Source organism: Bradyrhizobium sp. (assembly GCF_036735945.1).
GTDB lineage: Bacteria > Pseudomonadota > Alphaproteobacteria > Rhizobiales > Xanthobacteraceae > Bradyrhizobium.
The window spans coordinates 66,858-73,417 of record NZ_DAINNI010000022.1; the positions used below are offsets into that span (position 1 = coordinate 66,858).

The 6,560-nt window shown below is 65.7% G+C and carries 6 protein-coding genes; 1 reads left to right on the forward strand and 5 read right to left on the reverse strand.

Annotated elements, in window-relative coordinates:
- Positions 1 to 20: 20 nt before the first annotated feature.
- The 5 genes from ccmI to V7E26_RS10790 form a co-directional block, all read right to left on the reverse strand.
- Positions 21 to 1,124 (reverse strand): c-type cytochrome biogenesis protein CcmI, encoded by a 1,104-nt coding sequence (gene ccmI / locus V7E26_RS10770; protein WP_324415563.1) that lies wholly within the window; start codon positions 1,122 to 1,124, stop codon positions 21 to 23.
- Positions 1,125 to 1,288: 164 nt separating this feature from the next.
- On the reverse strand, positions 1,289 to 2,704 hold the full coding sequence (locus V7E26_RS10775) for a hypothetical protein (RefSeq protein WP_324415565.1): 1,416 nt from the start codon (positions 2,702 to 2,704) through the stop codon (positions 1,289 to 1,291).
- 161 nt (positions 2,705 to 2,865) lie between these two features.
- Positions 2,866 to 4,239, reverse strand: a complete 1,374-nt coding sequence (locus V7E26_RS10780; protein ID WP_324415567.1) for a sensor histidine kinase — start codon at positions 4,237 to 4,239, stop codon at positions 2,866 to 2,868.
- Positions 4,240 to 4,337: 98 nt separating this feature from the next.
- Positions 4,338 to 5,009 (reverse strand): response regulator transcription factor, encoded by a 672-nt coding sequence (locus V7E26_RS10785; RefSeq protein ID WP_283033564.1) that lies wholly within the window; start codon positions 5,007 to 5,009, stop codon positions 4,338 to 4,340.
- 249 nt (positions 5,010 to 5,258) lie between these two features.
- On the reverse strand, positions 5,259 to 5,411 hold the full coding sequence (locus V7E26_RS10790) for a hypothetical protein (protein WP_324415570.1): 153 nt from the start codon (positions 5,409 to 5,411) through the stop codon (positions 5,259 to 5,261).
- Between the two features lie 248 nt (positions 5,412 to 5,659).
- On the opposite strand from V7E26_RS10790, the gene ku reads away from it, so the two are divergent.
- A partial coding sequence (gene ku / locus V7E26_RS10795) for a non-homologous end joining protein Ku (RefSeq protein ID WP_324415572.1) occupies positions 5,660 to 6,560 on the forward strand: 901 nt, incomplete at its 3' end.

Below are 6,560 nucleotides of genomic sequence, written 5' to 3' on the forward strand. Positions count from 1 at the left end.
TTGCGCGCGCCGCATCCCGTTCATCCATCCAGCCCGAGTTTCTTCAGGCCGTCGTTGAGCTGGCGCAAGCGTTCCGCGTCGCTACTGACCGCCTGCCGCGCTTCGGCCTGCGCGCTCATCGCCTTGGCGCGCTCTCCCATCACCATATAGGCGCGGACCAGCCGCAGCCATCCCTCGACGTCGTCGCCGTTCTGCTTCAGCCGCGTCGCGAGCTTGTCGACCATGCCGCGGACCATCGCGTTGCGGTCGTCCTCGTTCATGTCCTTGGCCGCGGCCATCGCGTCATTGGAGACCGCAGGCACCGTCGAACCATCGACCCTCGCGAGCGCCGCCTGGAGCAGCGGGCGCCATGGCGCATCAGCCGGCGCCTTGGCAAGCATGCCGCGCCAGATCCCGGCGGCATCGGCCTGGCGGCCATCCTGTTCGGCCGCAAGCCCGAGGAAATAATTGGCCTTGGGATCCTCGGCATTCTGAGCCACCGCGCGCTCGAACTCGGCCTTGGCTTCCGCGGTGACGACGCCGCCGGCCGCGCCCGCCAGGGCTTCGCCGAGATCGGCGCGGCGTTCCGCGCCGTCGCCGGCATAGGCGATCGCGTTGCGATAGGCCCTGACCGAATCCTCGAACCGGCCGAGCCGCGCCAACACCGGCGCCAGCACGGTCCAGCCGCGGCCATCGGTCGGATTCTTCTCCAGATGCGCCTCGACCTGCGCCACCATGTTCTCGATCGGCTGGTTGGCGTCGGCCGTGCGCGTGCGCGAGGCCAGCGGAAAATCCGGCAGAAGCGGCGACCCCAGCGACAAGTAGAGCGTCACGGCCGCGACCGGCAATCCGATCAGCGCCGCAACCACCGAGACCCGTCGCAGGCCGAGGCTGGCGCGCGACGGCAGGCCGCGCCCGCCATCTGCGGCCGCGAGCAGCCGGCGGCCGATTTCAACCCGCGCGGCCTCGGCCTCGGCCACGCCGATCAGACCGGCGGTCGCATCGCGCTCGACCTCGGCAAGCTGGTCCTTGTAGACCGCCGCCTCGTTGCCGCCGCCCGACGCGGAGGCGGTCCGGCTCAACGGCCAGAGCACGGCAAAGATCGCCGCGACCGTCATCAGCGCGAACACAAACCATAGCGTCATCAAGCGGTTCCCGGGGGCATCGCGGCGCGTCTCAGCGCGCGCCGATGCGCCGCTTTACACCACCGGCGGTAAGCCCGGCAATTGACATTTGCGGCAGAAAAGCCCCTCCGGCAGGACGGCTCAGACCCGCCGGAACAGCCGGAAATTCAGCGGAATCCGCGGCCCTAGCCGGCCTTCGTCGTCTTGGCCTTGCTGCGTTCGCCGGTCATGGCGTTTTCGGCCGCCCGACTCATCAGCGACGCATAATCGTGGCCGAACAGGATTTCGCAGAAGCGGATCGCCGCGTTGGCCTGCATCTGGCGGTAGGCCCGTGCCTTGGCGTCGCCGCCGCGCAGCGCCTGCACCAGGCTCTCGGTGGATTGCTCGACGTAATGCTGCAGGTCGGAGAAGGTCCGCAGCGTCACCTCGTTGATGGCGAGTTCGCTGGCGTAGGTGCGGCACACCGCCACGAAGTCGATCAGGGCGGCGATGTCCTCGACCTCCGCAGCGTCGATCTTGGGCGCGGACGCGACATCCTTGTCGGCGCGCTGACGCAGCAGACGGCGGACCCGGCCCGGCACGCTCTCGATTTCCGACTGCAGGGAGTTGGAGATGTCGGCGCGGATCGACGTGAGCTGACGGCCCCACGCGGAATCGTTGCGCAGATCGAGTTCGGTCCGCAGCCCGCGCACGCCATCGTGCAGGACCTTCAACTGGTCACCGACATTGTCGAAATGGCCGCGCCTGATGTCCGTGCGCAGGCAGGCGGTGAGGAACGACAGATCGTGCAGCGCGATCGTGACGGCGATCCCGTAGGGCGTGGCGGCCACGCGAATCTCGTCATCGGACGCCGCCACCTTGACCGCAAGGCGGATGATCTGCCACGGCGAGGCCAGCCGCTGCATGATCAGCGACAGCGCAAATGGCAGCAGTGACGGCGTCTGCAGCGAGGGAACGTTGAGTGCCGCCGTCACCGCCTCGAGCTGGGAGGGCGTCAGCGCCCGGATCTGGCCGGGGAGCTTGCTGCCAAGCGTTTCCATCGCCTCACGGGCCCGCAGCACCGCGCCGATCGACAGCAAATCCTCGACAACATTGGGCGGACCGATCCGCGACAGCACGCGTTGCCGGTCGTCGCCCTGCACCGGTGTTGCGACCTGGACGACGGCCTCAGCCGCGGCAGACTGAAACTTGCGGGTGGCGGCTTCCAGACCGGCGGTCGAGTCGCTCTGCCTGATCCCGGCAAGCGCAGCCTCGAATGCCGCCGCTGCCTCGGGCGCGCCCTCGCGGCTGAGCCACTGCCAGACCGGGACTAGCGACGTGCGCCTGATCTGGCCCGCGCGGATCGGATAATTGCTTTCATACAGGAACGGCTCCAGCGGGCGGAACAGCAGCCGCGCCGGATCGTCGGTCCGCGGACGCGCGTCGTCGTCTTCCTCGGCGCCGCGCACGACCTTGCGAAGCTGCTCGAGCACGAAATTGGCGACGACGAGGTCCTCCCCGCGCTCGATGGCGCGCTCGAACTCGCGCATCAGCAGCGCCTGCGATTGGGGCGGGAGCTGGGCGAGATAATCTCTCAGCCGCTCGGTCGATGTCTGGCTCATTCGCCTGGCGTGGATATGCGTGTGTCATCCGGACGGCAAAACGCGTCCCCAGCCGATCTTAGAAGTGCGCCCGTTAAGAAGGCGTTTAGTAATAACAAATCTCCCCCGAGAATTGCTCGATTCCGTCCCGTCAACCGGAGGTAACCAGCCCAGGCGGGCGCTCAAATACCCGGCAGCACCAGCTCAGCCCGTAACCCGCCGATCGGCGCGTCGCCGAGTGCGAGGCTGCCGCCATAGAGGGCCGCGAGATCGACCACGATCGAAAGGCCGAGCCCGGACCCCGGCTTGGACTCGTCCAGCCGCTGACCTCGCCGGGATACCTGCGCGCGCTCGGCGGCGGATAATCCGCGGCCATCGTCGTCGACGATGATACGGAGCTGCGGTCCCGTGCCCGGTTCCGCCGGCGGCTCGACCCTCACCTCGATATACACCCGCGAGGCCGCCCATTTGCAGGCATTGTCGACGAGGTTGCCGGCCATTTCCTCGAGGTCCTGCCGCTCGCCGCGGAACCTGGCGTGCGCATCCGCATGCACTGCGATCGCGATGTGACGATCCCGATGGATCTTTTCCATGGTCCGCCGCAGCGCCTCGATGGCGGGCGCGACCTCGGTGACGGTGCCTATGATGGTGACACGCGCGGCGATGCGCGCGCGTTCGAGGTGATGGGCGACTTGATCCCGCATCACATCCGCCTGCTCCAGGACCTTGCTGGCAAAGGGATCCACCGCATGGGCCGCAGCCTCGTTGACGATGACCGAGAGCGGCGTCTTGATGGCGTGGGCGAGATTGCCGACGTGGGTGCGGGCACGCTCGACGATCTCGCGGTTGGCGTCGATCAGCGCGTTGGTCTCGCGCGCCAGCGGCGCGATCTCGACAGGAAATTCGCCTTCCAGCCGTTCGGCGCGGCCGGAGCGAATGTCGGCGATCGATTCCGAAATGCGCTTGAGCGGCGCCAGGCCGAAGCGGACCTGGAAGATCGTGGTCAGCAGCAGCACGATGCCGAGCGCTGCGAAGGTGCCGCCGAGGTAGTAATCGAAGGCGCGGATCTCGTCGAAAATCTCCGACGCATCGCCGGCCACGCTGACCAGAAACCTGCCGTCGGCGCCGAGATCGATCGGCCGTTCGACCACCCGCAGGCTCTGGCCTTCCGGGCCATCAATATAACCGAGCCGGATGCCGGCGGCCGTCAGTTCGGCGCCCTGGTCTTCCAGTTTCGGCAGCTTCTTGTCCCACAGCGAGCGCGAGGCCCGCGTTTCGGCCTTCTCGTCGGTGCGGACGATCTGCCAGTACCAGCCGGACAGCGGCAGTTCGAACAGCGGCTCGCCGAGTGACTGGAACTGGCGGTCTGGCGGCTCGTCCGGGGTCGCGACCTCGGCGATCAGGGTGCGGAGATAGAGGTTGAGGCGACGGTCGAAGGCCCGCTCGGTGGCGTTGCGGTAGACCGAGGACAGGATGACGCCGGTGATGATCAGGATCACGACCACCCACGCGGTCGCCGACAGGAACAACCGCGTAGCAAGCGAACTTCCGCGCATCAGAGCACGATCCCGAAAAGCATGTCCCCAGGCGCCGATCCGACGAACGGAGACTGGCCTTGCGATAAGACCATTCTCGAATAAAAGCGCAAGACTCATCAGGTTCCGGGCGTCGGCGGCGTCAGGAGATAGCCGAGCCCGCGCACCGTCTGAATGATGTCGACGTCGAGCTTCTTGCGGATGCGGCCGACGAACACTTCGATGGTGTTGGAGTCGCGATCGAAGTCCTGGTCATAGAGATGCTCGACCAACTCGGTGCGCGACACGACGCGCCCGGTGTGGTGCATCAGATAGGCCAGCAGCCGGTACTCGTGCGAGGTCATCTTGATCGGATTGCCGGAGACGCTGACCCGTCCGGTACGGGTATCCAGCGACACCGGACCGCAGGTCAGTTCCGACTGCGCATGGCCGGTGGAGCGGCGCAGCAGCGCGCGAATCCGCGCCAGCACTTCCTCGAGGTGAAAGGGTTTTGCGACATAATCGTCCGCGCCGGCGTCGAAGCCCTGCACCTTGTCGCTCCAGCGGTCGCGCGCGGTCAGGATCAGTACCGGCATGGCGCGCCCGTTGCGGCGCCAGGCCTCGAGGACGGAGATGCCGTCCATCTTGGGCAGCCCGATGTCGAGCACCACGGCGTCATAGGGTTCGCTGTCGCCGAGATAGTGCCCCTCCTCGCCGTCAAACGCGCGATCGACCACATAGCCGGCATCGGTCAGCGCCGTCGTGAGCTGACGGTTGAGATCCGGATCGTCCTCGACAACAAGCAGGCGCAAGATGGCCTCCGAAAGTGAACCCCAAGATACCAATATCTCCAGATGAGGCCCACCGGCGTGAACGGCCCATGAACGGGAACATCACGCAACCTTACTTTTTCGTCATCAGGCCTTCCGCGGCCGGACACGCCCGCGGACCCACGCCTAACATGACCTGCCGGCTGCCCCAAGCCGCCCGCCAGCGCTCGTGAAAGCGCCCGCACCTGGCAATCGCGCCCAGCGTTCAAACGAGCCAGCCTGGCCAATTCCTCAGGTGCGGAAGAACGCGAACCAGACGATGCCGAGGATAAGGACTGCAAGTCCGGTCGAAACCGACAGGAGCGCGAGCACCGACGGCCCCGGCTCGGCCTGGCGGGCCTCGGTCGGCGTTTCAACGATCTGGCCATGCCGTTCCGTTGCCATGGTGACCTCTTCGAGTAAATGCCTGTAAATGTCAGCCAATGCTTCGGCACCGCCCACTTGAAGCAACGCTTGATCGGATATCCTGTTCCGGAGCTGCGACCCAAGCCGAACGACTGCCCGTCAAAGCGACGCGGGACGCGGCTGTCAGACGGTTAACGCCAATCGCAATTTACCGCCCAGCCATGTTTGAGACAGGAGGATCCGATGGTATCCTCAGCCATTGTCTGTTGCGTATTCCGGAGTAGCCCATGGCCCCCCGCGCCAATTGGAAGGGTTTTCTGCGCCTTTCGCTCGTGACCTGCCCGGTCGCCCTCTATCCGGCGACGTCGGATACCGAGAAGGTCTCCTTCAACCAGATCAACCGGAAGACCGGCCACCGCATCAAATACGCCAAGGTCGACGCCGACACCGGCGAGGAAGTCGCCAACGACGACATCATGAAGGGCTACAAGATCGACACCGATACCTACATCGAGGTGTCGAAGGACGAACTCGACGACATCGCGCTGGAATCGACCCGCACCATCGAGATCGACGAATTCGTACCGAAATCCGATATCGACGGCCGCTACCTGATCCGCCCCTATTATCTCGTGCCGGACGGCAAGGTCGGCCACGATGCGTTTGCGGTGATCCGCGAAACCATTCGCAGCATGGACAAGGTCGCGATCGGCCGCGTGGTGCTGACCAACCGCGAGCACATCATCGCGCTGGAGCCGCTCGACAAGGGCCTGATGGGGACGCTGCTGCGCTACCCCTATGAGGTCCGCAGCGAGAAGGAGTATTTCGACGACATCCAGGATGTGAAGATCACCAAGGACATGCTCGATCTGGCGAAGCATATCGTCGAGCAGAAATCCGCTTCATTCGAGCCCGAGCAGTTCGAGGACCGCTACGAGCAGGCGCTGATCGACCTGATTAACCAGAAGCGCAACGGGCTCAGCACCAAGACCAAGGCGGCGCCGAAAACCACCGGCAATGTCATCAACCTGATGGACGCGCTCAAGCGCAGCCTCGCCGGCGAGAAAGAGGCTGCCCCCGCCGCCGCCAAGACCCAGGAAAAGACCAAGGGCAAGAAGCCGAAAAAGGCTGTCGCCGGCCAGCGCGAGATGCTGCTGCCGATCAGCGGCAGCGGCAAGCGCGCCGCCA

Bases quoted from the DNA above. Each gene is read 5' to 3' on its own strand.
- V7E26_RS10790 (WP_324415570.1), bottom strand. From the start codon at position 5,411: ATGGCAACGGAACGGCATGGCCAGATCGTTGAAACGCCGACCGAGGCC.
- V7E26_RS10780 (WP_324415567.1), bottom strand. From the start codon at position 4,239: ATGCGCGGAAGTTCGCTTGCTACGCGGTTGTTCCTGTCGGCGACCGCG.
- ccmI (WP_324415563.1), bottom strand. From the start codon at position 1,124: ATGACGCTATGGTTTGTGTTCGCGCTGATGACGGTCGCGGCGATCTTT.
- V7E26_RS10775 (WP_324415565.1), bottom strand. From the start codon at position 2,704: ATGAGCCAGACATCGACCGAGCGGCTGAGAGATTATCTCGCCCAGCTC.